Genomic DNA, 14,959 nt, shown 5'->3' with positions numbered 1-14,959 from the left:
TTTCAAGTGTTTGAAAATTGCAGACTCGGGCAAATTGACGTGGAAGCGGCTGTGCCCCCATTAGACTCAAGTCGACCGCGTTGGCACAAAACATCGGCGGGTTAGTTGAAGCGGCTTTGCAGCGGCCAAGTGATATCGTCCGTTGGCACGCCGTGATGATAAGTTCTGCCCGACAGGATAAAGCGATTAACGCGTTCCCAAGCTTTTATGTCAGCCACCTTTGGCGCCTTGAAGTCTCGTCCCATGAAATGGGTTGGCCCCGCGCATTGCGGACACTTGTGCTTGAAGCTGCGCTCAAAGCGCCTGGCCAACTGCGTGAATGTTTCGGTCTGTGCCCTTTTTAGGCGGTAAGGTGCGACAAGACTGACCCATGGCCGTTTGAACGACTTGCGACAAACAAAGCAGGCAAATGGGAAGTTATGTGTACCGCCGCCGTAATCTATGTCCAGCTTCATGGTGGCTAACGAACGTCCATCAGGCGTTAGGCCGCGATCGTCGCCTCGAAGCCGGCTTTCAGCGCTGCCTGGTCGAGATGCCTGCCGATAAACACGGCCCGCGACACGCGCGCCTCGCCGTCTTTCCACGGCTGCTGCAATTCACCTTCGAGGATCATGTGCACAGCCTGGAAGACGAGGCGCTTCTGCTCGCCGGCAATGTTCAGGATACCCTTGGCGCGCAGGATGTCCTGGCCCTGTTCGGCCAGCAGCTTGTCCAGCCACTGGGTGAACTTGACGCCGTTGATCGGCTTATCCGTGGTCAGAGAGACGCTCTTGATCTCTTCATCATGGATCGGATTGATATGCCTGTGGCCATGATCGTGATGCGCATGATCATGGTCGTGCTCGTGATCATGATGCTCGTGGCCGCAATGCTCGTCATGCACGTGGTCATGGTCGTGGTGCGCGTGGTCGTGCGCATGGTGATGATGTCCATGATCGTGGTCATGATCGTGACCGCAGTCAGGCGCGCAATCTGGACCATGCTCGTCATGATTGGCCACGGACTCCATCTTCGACAAGTCGAAGCGATGCTGGTTCAGCAACTGCTTGATAGGCACATCCGAGCGCGTGGCGCGCTGGATGGTGGCCAGCGGGTTCAAACCCTTCAGGCGCGCCTCGATCTCGTCCAGCTTCTCAGGGCTGACCAGGTCGGTCTTGTTGAGGATGATATGGTCCGCGAACGCTACCTGTTCCTTGGCTTCACGGCCGTCCTTCAGCGCCTGGTCGAAGTGGCGCGCATCGACCAGGGTCGTCACGGAATCGAGATAGGTCTTGGCCTTGATCTCCTCGTCGACGAAGAAGGTCTGGGCCACCGGACCGGGATCGGCCAGACCCGTGGTCTCGACGATAATGGCATCGAACCGGCCCTTGCGTTTCATAAGGCCCGACAGAATCCGGATCAGGTCGCCGCGCACCGTGCAGCAGACACAGCCATTGTTCATCTCGAACACTTCTTCATCGGCCCCGACAATCAGGTCGTTGTCGATGCCGATCTCGCCGAACTCATTGACGATGACGGCGTATTTCTGGCCGTGGTTCTCGGTCAGTATCCGGTTCAGAAGGGTCGTCTTGCCGGCGCCGAGATAGCCGGTCAACACGGTGACGGGGGTCTTTTGCGATACGGCGGCGGTGTCTGGCATATCAGGGCCTTTGAGGTGTTACTTTATAATGGAAGCGATCCGAACCGCTTAAGTATGCTTTTGGGGCTTAAAATCAAGTCGGGAACGGGCCAATACGCTTTTGGGCGCACTTTATGGCTTCAAATCCGCGCCCAAATGGATTATGGTGCGATGCACAATATTAGAAGTACATCCATGCCCGACACCATGACTCCCCCGGCCAAAGACCGTCCGCAACTCCTGAGCCCGCTCGAATTCGCCCGTATCGCCGACCTGGCCTGGCGGACCGACCCGCGCAAGAGCCTGGCCAAGCAGATATCGGAAGCTATCGGCGTGTCGGAAAGCTCGGTCGAACGCTGGTTGAAGGACGAAAAGCACCCGGCGCCGCCCGAACGCATCGCCCAGGCCCTGCGCCTGGCCAATGAGCGCATGTACGCCAATTCCGACCTGCTGGTGAAGGTCGCCACCACCCTGGCCAGCAACCCGGCCTAAGCCTGTCACAACTCTTTTTGTACGGCCGCCTGCAAATCCTTACGGCTTTTTGATAGACGCTTGCCTATGAAGGCAGGACAGGTGGAAACGCGCGTGCAATGACAACACATTTACAATCGGAATCCGCGGCAGCGGATAAGGTGCGACCTCGTCTCAAGGTCCTGGTGGTCGACGACTATGCCCCCATAGCGGAAATGCTGGAACAGGCCGTCCAGGCGTTCGGATACGACGTGCGCGCCTGCCACGATGGCCGGAGCGCCCTGGAAATAGCGCCCGAATTCCGGCCGGACGTCATCCTTCTCGATATCGCCATGCCTGGCCTTGACGGACTTGAGGTCTGCCGCAACTTGCGTGCCAATCCGGACATGGCGGGGGTGAAAATCATCGCCCAGACGGGACGCGGCGAAAAAGAATTCAAGAAGCTGACAGCATCGGCGGGCTTCGACCTGCACCTCGTCAAGCCGGTCGACCTGATGGTCCTGGAGGATATGCTGTCGCTGCTGAAACCAAGGTCGGCATAAGACCCTGCCGCCCATTTTTACAGAAAGCGGCCGCCGATAATCGATTTCACCACGGCGAACCAGAACGGAAGCCCGACGACAGCCCCCGCGATCATCGAGACACCAAGCTTGAACCTGTAACCTTTCGGTTTGGGTGCGTTCTTGCCTGATGACATTGCAAATCCGAATACGACGAAGGGCAGTATCATCAGGAGCAGGAACACCGGAAACAAGGGCGTAAACAGGACCATGCAAACCGGAGACGGCAGCAGGAAGCTGGACGACAGGAACAGCAAAATGTACCAGACGCCCTTTGGCGAGAATCCGGGTGCCCCGTCCGGCCGCGCTATGTCGTCATCGCTCATGCCGTCCCCCGCCATTTCATCACGCAAATGCCGACAAAACCCGTTGACTCCTGCGGGTTCGTCTGTATAAGTCCCCGCCTCTTGCCCCGGGCCTCACGGCTCTGTGGGGCAGTTTTCCGTTATTTCCGCGCAAGGCTCAAGTCGTTTTTTGAGGTTGCTTGCGCCCCTGACAAAGGTTCTGACCATGTACGCGGTCATCAAAACAGGCGGTAAGCAATACCGTGTCGCCGCCGGCGACCTGCTCAAGGTCGAAAAGCTTGCAGGCGAACCCGGCGCTGCCGTGAAGTTCAACGAAGTCCTGATGATCGGCGACACTGTCGGCGCTCCGCTGGTCGAAGGTGCGGTCGTGGAAGCGACCCTCATCGAAACCCGCAAGGACGACAAGGTGCGCATCTTCAAGAAGACGCGCCGCCAGGGCTATCGCCGTACCCGCGGTCACCGCCAGCAAATAAGCGTCCTGCGCGTCACCTCGATCCTCGGTGCGGGCACCGAGTCGAAGTGGGAAGGCACCGTGTCGCTGGTCACCAAGGCCGAGCTCGACGCCCGCGCCCGTGGCCTGGCCACCAAGTCGCTGGCCGAAGCCATCGAGACCGAGGTCGAAGCCCATGAGGTCGTCGCCACACCCGTTGTCGAACCGGTCGTCGCTGCCGAAGCTCCCAAAAAGAAGGCCGCGCCGAAGAAGGCTGCTGCTGAAACCGAAACTGCTGAAACCGAAACCGGCGAAGCCTAAGATTATAGAATTCAGGAGATAGTCCCATGGCACATAAAAAGTCTGGCGGTTCGTCGCGTAACGGTCGTGATTCCGAAGCCAAGCGCCTTGGCGTAAAGCGTTTCGGTGGCGAACAGGTTCTTTCGGGCAATATCCTTGTCCGTCAACGCGGCACCAAGTTCTTCCCGGGTGACAATGTTGGCCTCGGCCGCGACCACACCCTGTTTGCGACAGCCACCGGCGCGGTGAAGTTCACCACGAAACGCGATAATCGCTGTTACGTGTCGATCATTCCCCTGGCCGCAGCGGCCGAATAAAAGCACGCAATCCTTACTTCGGATCGTGCTTACTCAAAGCCGATCCGGACCGATCAGATGCGGGAGTCCGGGTAACCGGGCTCCCGCTTTGCATTTTGTTTTAGCTGAATAAAAAACAAAAATGTGATCCCGCTCTGTAAGCCGATGTGGTCGCACTGTCACAGTTCGACCCTAAATTAGGCTTCTTCCTACGTCATCTGGATAAGGACGACGTAAGCGAAGGGGCCAAAGGAGACGAGTGATGATCATGAGCACCGACACCACCCACCTGCAAGGCGCCGCCCGTCCGGACGCGGTCAGCGTCGAAACCACGCGCTTGAGCCTCAACGCCCTGCGCGGCGATGATCTCGACGGTCTGATGCGGGTATTCTCGGAAAAATCGACGGCCCGCATGACCCACGCCATCCCGCACCCCCTGGGTCGCGAGGATGCTGAAAAACTGCTGTCGGACATGATGGCCGAGCCCCACGTCCACTGGGCTATCAGGTTGGAAGACGAGCAGCTGATCGGCGTTATCTCCCTGACCAAGTCGGCGTGCGGTCGTGTGGCCGGCCTGCACAGTTTCGGGCCGAACCTTAGCGTCTTCATCGCGCCGGATTGGCAGAACCGCGGCTACGGCGCCGAGGCCATCGACGGCCTGCTGCGCTGGGTCAAGCGGCGCAGGTTGCACGCCGTCATCCATGCGGCGCACTTCGCCGACAACGAAGCCTCGGCCCAGGCCCTGATCGCCACCGACTTTCTCTATACGGGCCGTCGCAGCTTCGAAACCTCACTGGCCCGTACGGGCGAACACCTGGCACTGCATATGATACGTATCCTGTAGACGCAGAACACACCTCCCCACTCGTGGGGAGCGGGACGGCCCGTGCCGTGCGCCAAAGGCGGCGGAGGGGTTACAGCGCTATAGACTCCTACCGTAAGAGAGCACACCCCACATTCGCCCAAACTTAATCTCCGCAGCCCCTCTTATCCTCCCTCTGAGCACAAGGTCATTGATCTTGTGCTCAATTTCATTCAAGACAATCATCCTTAGTAAGACACGTTTTTTTGCGAAAAATCGGCGTCGACTTTTTCGAAAACGCTTTAAGTTATGAAATTCCTCGACCAATGCAAGATCTTCATCCGCTCGGGTAATGGCGGCGCGGGCGCCGTCTCCTTCCGGCGTGAGAAGTTCATTCCCAATGGCGGACCCGACGGCGGCGATGGCGGCCGTGGCGGCGATGTATGGATCGAAGCCTTCGAAGGCCTCAACACCCTGATCGACTACCGCTACCAGCAACATTTCAAGGCCCAGACCGGCACGCATGGCATGGGCCGGCAAATGCACGGCGCCAATTCCGAAGATATCGTGCTCAAGGTCCCGGTCGGCACCGAAGTGCTGGAGGAAGACCAGGAAACCCTGATCGTTGACCTCGATGTTGTCGGCAAGCGTTACCGACTGGCCAAGGGCGGCAATGGCGGCTGGGGCAATTCACGCTTCAAGGGCCCGGTCAACCAGGCCCCGACCTTTGCCCTGCCCGGCCAGGACGGCGAAGAACGCTGGATCTGGCTGCGCCTGAAACTGATCGCCGACGCCGGCCTGCTGGGCCTGCCCAATGCCGGCAAGTCGACCTTCCTGGCAGCGTCCAGCTCGGCCAAGCCCAAGATCGCCGACTATCCCTTCACTACCCTGGTGCCCAATCTCGGCGTTATCGACCTGGGGCCGGAACAGCGTTTCGTCCTGGCCGATATTCCGGGCCTAATCGAAGGCGCCTCGGATGGCGCCGGTCTCGGCACGCGCTTCCTCGGCCACGTCGAACGCACCAAGGTGCTGATTCACCTGATCGACGGCACGGGCGAAGACCCGGTCAAGGCCTATAAGGTCATCCGTGGCGAACTCAAGGCCTATGCCGAAGACCTGGCGGGGCGTCCGGAACTGGTCGCCATCAACAAGGTCGACGCCATGGACGCCGACGCGCGCAAGAAGCTGGCGGCCAAGATCAAGCGCGCCAGCGGCCAGGCGCCCTACATGATTTCCGGCGTGTCCGGCGAAGGCGTACGCGAGCTGCTGTTCGCCGCGCTGGAAACCATCCAGGGGCGCGTTGCCCGGACCGATGATGCGTTCGGCGACGTGCCCGTCACCACCTCAGCCTACAATCCATGGGATAATTAAACGGGATGTGGTTTGCCGGCCTTGCTCCGATGAATCCATCCGTACGCGGTGGCGGCCTGCGTCCGGGCTTCCACCTCGAACGCGGCATGAAGATCGGCCTGTTCGGCGGCTCGTTCAATCCGGCGCACGAAGGCCATCGCCACGTCGCCGAGACGGCGCGCATCAAGATGGGGCTCGACCGCATCATCTGGCTGGTCTCGCCGCAAAACCCGCTCAAAAGCCGCACTGAGACCGCGCCCCTGTCGGCCAGAATCGCGCAAATACGCCCCTTCATCGGCCCCAGGGACATCATCTCCGACTTCGAGACACGCATCGGCGCCACCTATACGCTCGATACCCTGCGCGCCCTGAAGGCCCGTTTTCCCGGCGTCAACTTCGTGTGGATCATGGGCGGCGACAGCCTGGCGGGTTTCCACCGCTGGCGCGGCTGGGTGCAAATTATGCATATGGTTCCGGTGGTTATCGTCTCGCGTCCTGGCGCCCTGATGAATGCCCGCTTTTCGCCCGCCGCCAAACGCTTCGCCCGCTACCGCGTCAAGGAGCGATCCGCGGCGACCCTACCCTATCGCGACGCGCCGGCCTGGGCCTATCTGAAGGGCCCGTTGCATGGCCATTCGTCCAGCGCCATCCGTGCCAAGCAACGCCAAACCGCGGCCTCCGTTACACCCGACCCCTAAAAATAAAGTGATCTCCACGATGGAGGGATGACCCGAAGGCCTTTTTGTGCTAGGGTTGAGTTTATCGTGGATCAAAAAGGAACCCAGACCCTGTCTCTTCAACCCGCGCAAGGTGCGCAACCGAACGCTTCCTCTCTGCGAGAGGACTCTGTGTCTGATACCATTCAGGCCCTCCACGACGATAACCTGCCCCCCCTCGAGACCCTGATCGTTGATCGTCTTGATGACGACAAGGCGCAGGATATTGTCTGCATCGATCTCAAGGGCAAATCCTCCGTTGCCGATACCCTGATTATCGCCTCGGGCCGTTCGCACCGCCACGTCGGCGCCCTGGCGGACCACATTCTGCGCGCTTTGAAAGAAGCCGGCTATGGCAAGGCCAAGGTCGAAGGCCTGCCGGCCTGCGACTGGGTGCTGATCGACGTCGGCGATGTCGTCGTCCACATCTTCCGTCCTGAAGTCCGCACCTTCTACAATATCGAGAAGATCTGGTCCCTGTCGCCCGACGGCACCGGCCACACCATCCAGGCGTGAAGCTGACGCTCTGCGCGGTCGGCCGTTTGGGCACGACCACGGAAAACACGCTCGTTAAGGACTATCTCGCCCGCGCCGCGCAAACCGGTCGCGGGCTTGGTCTTTCACCTGTCGACCTGATCGAGGTCGAGGCAAAAAAAGCCAAGAGCCTGACCTCGCCACAGCTCAAGGCCGCCGAGGCCGAGGCCATACGCAGTGCCTTAAACGACGGCGGCATACTGGTCACCTGCGACGAGCGCGGCGAGCCCCTGACCTCACGCCAGATCGCCAAACGGATTGAGACCTATAAGGATCGCGGCGAACGCCAGGTGACCTTTGTCATCGGTGGCGCCGACGGCCTGGACCCGACCTTGCGCGACCAGGCGGCGTTTTCGCTGGCCTTCGGGCCCCAGACCTGGCCCCACGCCCTGGTCCGCGTCATGCTGGCGGAGCAGATTTATCGCGCCACGACCATACTGGCGGGCCTGCCCTATCATCGTGATTAGGTCAATGCAGCGCACTGCATGCGCCGATGAGTAATATATTGAATTTACAGTAATTTTCAACGCGGAAAGCGCGGAAAAGGCAGAAAACGCGGAAATTTAGGGCTATCATACGCCCGCGCGAAGCGCCTTCCTTTTCGCATCGGTGCCCACAAGCGCAAAATAATGCCCTTCGGGCGAAAGTCTCCCGCCGACTCCCTTTCCGCGTTCTTCGCCCTTTCCGCGCTTTCCGCGTTGAAAATTGCTTTAAAATCAAAATTTTGGCTCAAGGCGCGTAGCCGTCCACCCGTGCAAATGCGCCGTCCAACATCCCGCTTCACCTCGGCATGATTAACAGGGGTTTAACCTGCTTAATGGCATGGTTACTCCAAAATACGTCACGAGGAATACCCATGAGTGAAGCCGCGCGCCGTTTCGAAACGCCGACCGAAGCAAACGTCGATAGCGCTAGCGTTATCGCGCGCATTTCAGCGATTGCCGGCACGCTCGGGCTTGAGCTGGTCTCGGTTTCCGGCGCCGTCGACGACGTTATTACCCGTCACGGCGCCCAGGCGAAGGAACTGGAGCGACTGGCCCAGGCGGCGGAGATCGTTTCCGGCCAGAACGCCCAGATCAAGGCTGGCGCACGCGCCGCCGAAACCGCCATCGACCAGTCTGCCGAAGAGACTCGCCGTCGCGTCCAGGGCGCCATGCACGCCATGGAAGCCTGGGTCAGCAGCGCCGACGGTGCCGCCACGCGTATCGCCGCCCTGTCGCACTCGATCGACTCGGTCGGCACCATCGCCAAGTCGATCGAAACCATCGCCGCCAATACCAATCTCCTGGCGCTCAATGCCACGATCGAAGCCGCCCGCGCCGGTGAAGCCGGACGTGGTTTTGCGGTGGTGGCCCAGGAGGTCAAGGCGCTGTCCAACCAGACGCGTGAGGCCTCGCGCCAGATCCAGCAAACCCTGAACGCCCTGACCGTGGAAATCCGCAGCCTGACTCAGAGCAGCGCCGAAACCCTCGCCCTGGCGCGCACCATGTCCGGCCAAAACGGCAACGAACAGTCAGGCTCCTTGGCGTCCCTGAGCGAAGCCTTCGACCGCGTACGCGATACCGTCCACACGGTCAGCGAGGGCGCCGACGCCATTCAGGGAACGTCCGGCGACCTGCGGGCCGGCCTGACCCACCTGGTCCAGGACGTCAAGGCGCTCGACAGTCTGTTGCTCGACGGCGGCAAGCGTCTGGTCAAGGTCGCCATGAGCGGCGAACAGATCATGCAGGCGACCAACAGCGCCGGCGTGAAAAGCGCCGACAGCCCCTATATCGCCGCCGCCGAAGACGCCGCCGCGCGCATCGGTGCCCTGTTCGAAAAGGCCGTGGCCGACGGCACGATCGCGCTGAACGACTTGTTCGACGAAACCTACGTGCCCATTGCCGGCACGACGCCGCAGCAACATATGACGCGCTTCGTCACCCTGACCGATCGCCTGCTGCCGGATATCCAGGAAGCGGTGCTGGGCTCGGACAGCCGTATCGCCTTTTGCGCCGCGGTAGATCGCAAGGGCTTTTTGCCAACCCATAACCGCAAGTTCTCGCAGGTCCAGCGGCCGGGCGAGGTCGATTGGAACACCGCCAATTGCCGCAACCGCCGCATTTTCAACGACCGGGTCGGTCTGCGCGCCGGCAGTAATGACGGCACAGCCCTGGTCCAGGCCTATCGCCGCCAGATGGGCGAAGGTCGGTTTATCATGATGAAGGATATCTCGGCGCCGATCCGCGTCCACGGCCGCCACTGGGGCGGCTTCCGCATCGGCGTTACCGTATAGCAAAGTCGGCTTTCCGCCATTACATGTGAGGTCATGAATCGCTCGTCCTATCCCCTGTTGTTGACCGGCCTCGCCATCTTCGCCCTGGGTGGCGCGATGCAGTCCGACGCCACGGTACGGGTCAAGGCCCTGTCGGCCCAGGACCAGGCCGATCTCGACAACCTGGCGGCCCAGCGCCGCGCCGAGGAGCGCAAGAGCGACCAGACGCGTCAGACGGCACGCCAGATCGCACTTGAGGTCGAGGCCCTGCGCCAACAGATCATCGACATCTCGAAACGGCAGGGTGGGTCGGAGCAGCGCGCCGCCGTCTATCGCGCGCGGCTGGAAACCATCAATCTTCAGGAAGCCGACATTACGCGGCGGCTGACAGCGGAACGCGGGCGTGAAACCCGGCTGCTGTCGGCCCTGCAGATCTATTCGCGCAACCCGCCGCCGGCCATCATGCTGACGCCGCGCCGCGCCAATGACGCCGTGCTGGCCGTCATTATCATGCAGGCCATTACGCCCGAATTGCAGAAACGCACCCACGTCCTGGTCGAACAGAACGCCCAATTGGTCAATCTGCGCCGCCAGGCCGCGTTGCAGAACGAGGGCCTGTTTATTTCGGAAAACGAGGTGTCGGGCCAACGCCGCGAAATCGAGGGCCTGATCCGCCAGAAAACGGCCCTGGAAGACCAACTGCTGGGCCAGGCCGACAAGATGGACGCCAATGCCATAGCCATGAAGGCCAGGGAAGACCGGATGCGCGGCAACCTGCCCTTGCGCGGACTGCTGGGCGGCGATACCGACCGGCAGCATCTGGGCCAGCCCGTGGTCGGCAACAAGGTGCGCGATTTCGGAGCGACCGATGCGGCCGGCGGCGCTGCCCCGTTCAGCCGCGGCGTCTATTATGCCGCGCAGCCGGGCGCCCAGGTAACCGCGCCGGCAGAGGGCGAGGTCGAATATGCCGGGCCGCTCGAATCCTACGGCCAGGTGGTAATTTTGGGGGTCGGCAATAATTATCACGTCGTCCTGACCGGTATCGGCCGGGTCTATGTCGACAAGGGCCAGACGGTCGGGCGCGGCGAGCCGATCGGCCGCATGCCCAACCTGTCGGACAAGAAAACCGTGCTGTATCTGGAACTGCGCAAGGGAGAGGATCCGGTCAACCCGGCCAATATCATCCAGTTGGCGGGGAGATAAACTCAACTCCATATGGATTTTCTATGTCTGCGTGCCTATCTAGATTAGGTTTTCCGACATTCCGGTCACAATTGGCGGGATTTTGCAGGCAGGACGCCGCGCCCCGTTTACGCCACACTCACACTCTTATATGTAGTTAACCAGGCTTGTTGCCTTGCCAGTTGCCTGGGGGCTTTTGCCCCTACCTGAGGACAGTATGAAAAACCTTTATCTCGGCGGTTTCGCCGCCTTGTGTCTGAGCGCCGGCGCTGTGGCCTACGCCAATCAGCCGGTATTTTCGCCGCGTTCGGATACCTACCAGCAGCTGGAGCTGTTCGGCGATGTCCTGGCCATCGTCCAGCAGGACTATGTGGTGAAGGTCGATTCGAAAAAGCTGATCACCTCGGCCTTGCAGGGCATGCTGACCAGCCTTGATCCGCATTCCAACTTCCTGTCCGACGACGACTATACCGACCTGAACGAAAAGACACGCGGCTCCTATGGCGGTATCGGCCTGGAAGTCACCGGCGAAGACGGCGCGGTCAAGATCATCACGCCGATGGATGACACGCCTGCCTCGCGGGCGGGTATCGAGTCGGGCGACTATATTACCGCCATCGACGGCACCAGCATACTGGGCCTGCCGCTGAATGACGCCGTCTCGAAAATGAAGGGCGAGGCCGGCACCAAGCTGACCATCACCGTGGTCCGCACCGGCAAGGACGATCCGTTCGACCTGACCCTGACGCGCGAAGTCATCACCGTGAAATCGGTCAAGACGCGCATGGAAGGCGATTACGGCTATCTGCGCATCGCCAGCTTCTCGCAAAACACGGCCGCCGAGACCAAAAGCGCGCTGGAAGACCTGATGGCCAAGAACCCGAACATGAAGGGTCTGGTCCTCGACCTGCGCAACAATCCGGGCGGCCTGCTTGAGCAGTCCGTCGGCGTCGCCGACCTGTTCCTCAACGGCGGCGAGATCGTGTCGCAGCGCGGCCGCGATCCCAACGACATCATCCGTTACCAGGCTAAGAAGGGCGACCTGCTGAAGGGCCTGCCCATGGTCGTCCTGACCAATCCCGGTACGGCCTCGGCGGCGGAAATCGTCTCCGGCGCCCTGCAGGACCAGCATCGGGCGACCATTGTCGGCCTGACCACCTTCGGCAAGGGCTCGGTGCAGAGCGTCATCGACCTGGGCCAGAACCGCGCGGTCAAGCTGACCACGGCGCGCTACTATACGCCGTCGGGCCGTTCGATCCAGAAGACCGGTATCGAGCCCGATCTCGAAGTGGCGCAGTCCAAGGACCAGGCGAAATATATCGCCACCTCGGCCCTGCAATATACCGAAGCTGCCTATGCCAATGCACTGGACGCCGACGAAGGCAAGGTCCGCCGTTCGGCCCACGCCGTCCAGGAAGTGCCGCCGGACGATTTCGACAGCAAGAAGGGCGATTTCGAACTGACCCGCGCGCTGGACGTGCTGGGCTACGGTGGCAATGCCCAGATGGCCGCCGCCCATCCGCGTGGCGCCAAGCTGGCCGACAGCGACCTGGTCGATACCGGCAGCAAGCGCTTCGAAGCCAAGACCAAGCCGGCCGCCGGCGACGGCGTTACGGGTAGCGCATCATCGTCAAGCAGCAGTTCCTCCTCCTCGGCCCCGGCTTCGAAATAAGCTGGCGAAACCTGACCTGCAAAAGCCTTCCTGTTTTCGCAGGAAGGCTTTTTTGCGCTCCGCATTCAGCATTCGTTAGGCTTTATTAACCCTGACGCGCGACAATCCGGGCCATATTTCCGGATCAACGCCAGATGTTCGCCAAACCGAAACTCCCCAGTTTTACTGCCCGCCCGGCCTCTGGCCGACGTGCGGGTTTTGACGTGCGCGGTCTGATCAACAAGACAATCGAAACCTTCAAAAAGCCCTATGTCGCGCCGGCTACGGCGGGCACAGCCTTTGTCTGCGTGCTCCTGGCCTTCTTCTACCTGGCCGGCGATCCCGACGCCGGTTCACCCAGCGTACGCGTCAACCTGCATAAGCCCAAGGCGGCGGCCGGGCCTTCGTCCAATGTCGCGCCCGACGACAGCCAGGCCGGCATGCAATCCTTCACGCTCGACAGCCTGGGCATGTTCTCGGACGCCTCGGTCGACGCCTTTGACGGCTCAGGCCAGCCCGTCGAGGGCACGGCCATGATCACCCTGCCCGACACCGGCGGCGAAATCACCGTTGGCAACGGCACAGCCGCACGCAGCCCCGCCACTCCGCTGACTCAGGCGCCGATTTCCGGTCTCGTCCAGACGACCAGCAACGGCCCGCTGCCGATGATCGCGCCCAGCGGCCTGACGCCGGCCTCGGCCTATGCCCGGCCCTTCCGCAGTGACGGCCGGCCCTATGTCGCCCTGATCGTCGGCGGATTGGGCCTTAACCAGGCCACAACCCGCCAGGCGATCGACGAACTGCCGGCGGAGGTCACCCTGTCCTTCGTGCCGTACGCGGCGGGCCTGCAGGGCTGGATCGACCTGGCGCGCGCCGCCGGCCACGAAGTGATCATCGAAGTGCCGATGCAGCCGTCCAACTATCCCGACAACGATCCGGGTCCGCAGACCCTGATGGCCAATGCCAAGACAGACGACCTGCAGGCGCACCTCAACTGGGCCCTGTCGCGTGCGACGGGCTTCTTTGCCGTGTCGAACTATCAAGGCACCGCCTTCCTCAAGGACAAGGCCGGCACCCAGACCTTCATGGACGTGCTCAAGCAGCGCGGTGTCGCCTTTATCGACGACGGCCAGGCGCGCAACCTGAACGGCGCCTGGGCACGGGGCAGCGCTGACCGCATCGTCGACAACCAGATCAACGCCACCGCCATCAATGCCCAGCTGGGCGGCCTGGAAGCTACCGCCAAGAGCCGCGGCAGCGCTTTGGGCACCGGCTTCGCCTATCCCGTGACCCTGGCCGTGGCCGTGCACTGGACCCAGTCGCTCGACGCCAAGGGCATCCAGCTGGCGCCGGCCTCGGCCGTCATGCGCCAATGACGGAGACACCCCCGAACCCGGTTCCCACCGGTTACAGGCCCAATGTCGGCATTGTCGTCTTCAATCAGGCCGGCAAGGTGTGGATCGGCCACCGCTTCGGTATCGGCGGCGACTATGCCTGGCAGTTTCCGCAAGGCGGGGTCGACGAGGGCGAGGACCTCGAGACGGCGGCACGGCGCGAACTGTGGGAAGAGACCGGCATCAAGAGTATCGAGCTGATCGGCCGAACAAAGGATTGGGTGATGTACGACTTCCCGCCCGAAGTCCTGGCGCAAAAGAAGATCGGCAAGAATTTCAGGGGCCAGAAGCAGATCTGGTTTGCCTTCCGCTTTGTCGGTGAGGACAGCGAAGTCGACCTGATGGCACACCACGAGCAGGAATTTTCGCGCTGGGAATGGTGCGATATCGACTCCGTGATCGGTCGCGTCGTCAGCTTCAAGCGCGACAGCTATCGCCAGGTGATCGCTGAGTTCAGCAAGCTGGTATAGCCGGCGATAACGGCCTTGTGTCCGGTCCTGTGGCGATCCCTATTGAAACCCCTCGCCCGCCATCCTTAAGTTCGGCCATCAACCTCTATAGCCAGATCGCTTTAGATAGAATCGCCATCTGGCTATAATTTTTACTTTGCCGCTCAATTTTTCCAAAAAGTGGCATCCACTTTTTGGATCTCGCTCTGAGGAGATGTGCCGTGTCCTATATCGATGGATTTGTCATTCCCGTAAAAACCGCCAACAAAGAAGCCTATCGCAAGATGGCGCAGAAGGCCGCCGAAATCTGGAAAGACCACGGCGCGCTCGAGGTGGTCGAATGCTGGGGCGACGATGTTCCCGATGGCAAGGTTACGTCCTTCCCGATGGCGGTGAAAAAGGAAGACGATGAAGCCGTGGTCTTTTCCTGGGTTGTCTGGCCCGACCGCGCCGCCCGCGATGCCGGCAACGAAAAGGTCATGGCCGATCCACGCATGCAGATGAAGGACGAGGAAATGCCATTCGACGGCAAGCGGCTGATCTTCGGCGGTTTCGAACTGCTAAGCAAGGCATAGGCGGAGTTCGGCTACGTCTTTCCGGTAAAGCCTGTGTCTACGGTCATTTTCAACGCGGAAAGCGCAGAAAAG

The 14,959-nt window shown here is 61.1% G+C and carries 18 protein-coding genes; 15 read left to right on the top strand and 3 right to left on the bottom strand.

The window, feature by feature from the left end; all coding sequences use genetic code 11:
- Positions 1 to 101: 101 nt before the first annotated feature.
- Together AC1DXO_RS13620 and AC1DXO_RS13615 are read right to left on the bottom strand one after the other, a co-directional pair.
- Positions 102 to 455 carry a hypothetical protein gene (locus tag AC1DXO_RS13620; protein WP_476978708.1) on the bottom strand — a complete coding sequence of 118 codons (354 nt, stop codon included), beginning with the start codon at positions 453 to 455 and terminating at the stop codon, positions 102 to 104.
- Positions 456 to 481: 26 nt separating this feature from the next.
- A complete protein-coding gene (locus AC1DXO_RS13615; RefSeq protein WP_476978707.1) occupies positions 482 to 1,639 on the bottom strand; it encodes a CobW family GTP-binding protein in 1,158 nt (385 codons plus the stop codon).
- 174 nt (positions 1,640 to 1,813) lie between these two features.
- Between AC1DXO_RS13615 and AC1DXO_RS13610 the strand changes: the two genes are divergently transcribed.
- Positions 1,814 to 2,110, top strand: a complete 297-nt coding sequence (locus AC1DXO_RS13610; RefSeq protein WP_476978706.1) for a hypothetical protein — start codon at positions 1,814 to 1,816, stop codon at positions 2,108 to 2,110.
- Between the two features lie 140 nt (positions 2,111 to 2,250).
- Complete coding sequence (locus tag AC1DXO_RS13605; protein ID WP_476978705.1) at positions 2,251 to 2,631, top strand: response regulator; 381 nt, start codon at positions 2,251 to 2,253, stop codon at positions 2,629 to 2,631.
- A 17-nt stretch (positions 2,632 to 2,648) separates the two neighbouring features.
- On the opposite strand, the gene AC1DXO_RS13600 is transcribed toward AC1DXO_RS13605, so the two are convergent.
- Entirely contained in the window at positions 2,649 to 2,975 is a 327-nt protein-coding gene (locus AC1DXO_RS13600; RefSeq protein ID WP_476978704.1) for a hypothetical protein, read from the bottom strand.
- A gap of 184 nt (positions 2,976 to 3,159) precedes the next feature.
- Between AC1DXO_RS13600 and rplU the strand changes: the two genes are divergently transcribed.
- The 13 genes from rplU (at position 3,160) to AC1DXO_RS13535 (ending at position 14,887) form a co-directional block, all read left to right on the top strand.
- Positions 3,160 to 3,705 carry a 50S ribosomal protein L21 gene (gene rplU, locus AC1DXO_RS13595; protein WP_476978703.1) on the top strand — a complete coding sequence of 182 codons (546 nt, stop codon included), beginning with the start codon at positions 3,160 to 3,162 and terminating at the stop codon, positions 3,703 to 3,705.
- Positions 3,706 to 3,731: 26 nt separating this feature from the next.
- Positions 3,732 to 4,001, top strand: coding sequence for a 50S ribosomal protein L27 (rpmA, locus tag AC1DXO_RS13590; protein ID WP_476978702.1), 270 nt, complete (start codon positions 3,732 to 3,734; stop codon positions 3,999 to 4,001).
- 241 nt (positions 4,002 to 4,242) lie between these two features.
- Complete coding sequence (locus tag AC1DXO_RS13585; protein WP_476978701.1) at positions 4,243 to 4,824, top strand: GNAT family N-acetyltransferase; 582 nt, start codon at positions 4,243 to 4,245, stop codon at positions 4,822 to 4,824.
- A gap of 267 nt (positions 4,825 to 5,091) precedes the next feature.
- Positions 5,092 to 6,153 carry a GTPase ObgE gene (gene obgE / locus AC1DXO_RS13580; protein WP_476978700.1) on the top strand — a complete coding sequence of 354 codons (1,062 nt, stop codon included), beginning with the start codon at positions 5,092 to 5,094 and terminating at the stop codon, positions 6,151 to 6,153.
- Positions 6,154 to 6,182: 29 nt separating this feature from the next.
- On the top strand, positions 6,183 to 6,830 hold the full coding sequence (locus AC1DXO_RS13575) for a nicotinate-nucleotide adenylyltransferase (RefSeq protein ID WP_476978699.1): 648 nt from the start codon (positions 6,183 to 6,185) through the stop codon (positions 6,828 to 6,830).
- A gap of 150 nt (positions 6,831 to 6,980) precedes the next feature.
- Positions 6,981 to 7,364: a ribosome silencing factor gene (gene rsfS / locus AC1DXO_RS13570; protein WP_476978698.1), complete on the top strand. Its 384-nt coding sequence runs from the start codon at positions 6,981 to 6,983 to the stop codon at positions 7,362 to 7,364.
- A complete protein-coding gene (rlmH, locus tag AC1DXO_RS13565) occupies positions 7,361 to 7,849 on the top strand; it encodes a 23S rRNA (pseudouridine(1915)-N(3))-methyltransferase RlmH (RefSeq protein ID WP_476978697.1) in 489 nt (162 codons plus the stop codon). The genes rsfS and rlmH overlap by 4 nt, the downstream gene beginning before the upstream one ends.
- A gap of 323 nt (positions 7,850 to 8,172) precedes the next feature.
- The gene (locus AC1DXO_RS13560) at positions 8,173 to 9,657 is read left to right on the top strand and encodes a methyl-accepting chemotaxis protein (RefSeq protein ID WP_476978696.1); all 1,485 of its coding nucleotides are present in this window, start codon (positions 8,173 to 8,175) and stop codon (positions 9,655 to 9,657) included.
- Between the two features lie 33 nt (positions 9,658 to 9,690).
- On the top strand, positions 9,691 to 10,839 hold the full coding sequence (locus AC1DXO_RS13555) for a murein hydrolase activator EnvC family protein (RefSeq protein ID WP_476978695.1): 1,149 nt from the start codon (positions 9,691 to 9,693) through the stop codon (positions 10,837 to 10,839).
- 196 nt (positions 10,840 to 11,035) lie between these two features.
- Positions 11,036 to 12,490, top strand: coding sequence for a S41 family peptidase (locus tag AC1DXO_RS13550; protein ID WP_476978694.1), 1,455 nt, complete (start codon positions 11,036 to 11,038; stop codon positions 12,488 to 12,490).
- A 203-nt stretch (positions 12,491 to 12,693) separates the two neighbouring features.
- Positions 12,694 to 13,845 carry a divergent polysaccharide deacetylase family protein gene (locus AC1DXO_RS13545; protein WP_476978693.1) on the top strand — a complete coding sequence of 384 codons (1,152 nt, stop codon included), beginning with the start codon at positions 12,694 to 12,696 and terminating at the stop codon, positions 13,843 to 13,845.
- Positions 13,842 to 14,333: an RNA pyrophosphohydrolase gene (locus AC1DXO_RS13540; protein WP_476978692.1), complete on the top strand. Its 492-nt coding sequence runs from the start codon at positions 13,842 to 13,844 to the stop codon at positions 14,331 to 14,333. Before AC1DXO_RS13545 ends, AC1DXO_RS13540 begins: the two co-directional genes overlap by 4 nt.
- A gap of 200 nt (positions 14,334 to 14,533) precedes the next feature.
- Positions 14,534 to 14,887: a DUF1428 domain-containing protein gene (locus AC1DXO_RS13535; RefSeq protein WP_476978691.1), complete on the top strand. Its 354-nt coding sequence runs from the start codon at positions 14,534 to 14,536 to the stop codon at positions 14,885 to 14,887.
- The last annotated feature ends 72 nt before the right edge of the window (positions 14,888 to 14,959 follow it).

It is taken from the genome of Asticcacaulis sp. P2_C5, from assembly GCF_056404555.1.
This window is presented reverse-complemented; position numbering and strand designations above follow the sequence as displayed.

Excerpts from the sequence above, each read along its gene's own strand:
- AC1DXO_RS13620 (WP_476978708.1), bottom strand. The coding sequence starts at position 455 with ATGAAGCTGGACATAGATTACGGCGGCGGTACACATAACTTCCCATTT.
- AC1DXO_RS13615 (WP_476978707.1), bottom strand. The coding sequence starts at position 1,639 with ATGCCAGACACCGCCGCCGTATCGCAAAAGACCCCCGTCACCGTGTTG.
- AC1DXO_RS13610 (WP_476978706.1), top strand. The coding sequence starts at position 1,814 with ATGCCCGACACCATGACTCCCCCGGCCAAAGACCGTCCGCAACTCCTG.
- AC1DXO_RS13600 (WP_476978704.1), bottom strand. The coding sequence starts at position 2,975 with ATGAGCGATGACGACATAGCGCGGCCGGACGGGGCACCCGGATTCTCG.
- rplU (WP_476978703.1), top strand. The coding sequence starts at position 3,160 with ATGTACGCGGTCATCAAAACAGGCGGTAAGCAATACCGTGTCGCCGCC.
- rpmA (WP_476978702.1), top strand. The coding sequence starts at position 3,732 with ATGGCACATAAAAAGTCTGGCGGTTCGTCGCGTAACGGTCGTGATTCC.
- AC1DXO_RS13585 (WP_476978701.1), top strand. The coding sequence starts at position 4,243 with ATGATCATGAGCACCGACACCACCCACCTGCAAGGCGCCGCCCGTCCG.
- obgE (WP_476978700.1), top strand. The coding sequence starts at position 5,092 with ATGAAATTCCTCGACCAATGCAAGATCTTCATCCGCTCGGGTAATGGC.
- AC1DXO_RS13575 (WP_476978699.1), top strand. The coding sequence starts at position 6,183 with ATGAATCCATCCGTACGCGGTGGCGGCCTGCGTCCGGGCTTCCACCTC.
- AC1DXO_RS13560 (WP_476978696.1), top strand. The coding sequence starts at position 8,173 with ATGATTAACAGGGGTTTAACCTGCTTAATGGCATGGTTACTCCAAAAT.
- AC1DXO_RS13555 (WP_476978695.1), top strand. The coding sequence starts at position 9,691 with ATGAATCGCTCGTCCTATCCCCTGTTGTTGACCGGCCTCGCCATCTTC.
- AC1DXO_RS13550 (WP_476978694.1), top strand. The coding sequence starts at position 11,036 with ATGAAAAACCTTTATCTCGGCGGTTTCGCCGCCTTGTGTCTGAGCGCC.
- AC1DXO_RS13540 (WP_476978692.1), top strand. The coding sequence starts at position 13,842 with ATGACGGAGACACCCCCGAACCCGGTTCCCACCGGTTACAGGCCCAAT.